Below are 416 nucleotides of genomic sequence, written 5' to 3'. Positions count from 1 at the left end.
ATCCAGCCGGTGACGACGTCCACGCGATCGCCCCACCCGGCCACGACGTCTCGTGCCATCGAGCCGCCGCCAAGATCCAGCAGCAGCGGACGGCCGTTCCTGACGAGCTCCGACAGCCGTACTGTGTTCTCGCCCAGGTGTATCGGCAGATCAGGCGCGAAATAGCCGACCAGCGGATGCGGCTTGGCGACACCCATGTCGTAGCGCGTATCCGTGCCTGCGATCAGATCGGCCAGTCTGCGCACCGTCGATTCATCGGTCAGCAGTTCGCCGAAGACCTCTCGCAGCGCGGTGACATCGCTCCCCGGAGCCACCAGAGCAGACTGCGCCTGCGCCGAGACGACGGTGCGGTGGGCCACCTGCCCGCGCTCGAGTTCGTAACTGTCGAGCAGGCCGTCGGGTGCGGTGCCGTGCAG

General features: G+C 67.3%; 1 protein-coding gene. It reads right to left on the bottom strand.

The genetic code is table 11. From position 1 onward, the window contains the following. Positions 1-416, bottom strand: a 416-nt coding sequence (locus tag GV790_RS29040; protein WP_445668762.1) for an aromatic-ring hydroxylase C-terminal domain-containing protein, incomplete at both ends; no start/stop codon positions are given.

This window comes from Nocardia cyriacigeorgica, assembly GCF_010858045.1.
GTDB classification, from domain to species: Bacteria; Actinomycetota; Actinomycetes; order Mycobacteriales; family Mycobacteriaceae; genus Nocardia; species Nocardia cyriacigeorgica_E.
Note: the sequence above shows the minus strand (reverse complement) of the source record. Positions and strands in the feature narration are given on the sequence as shown.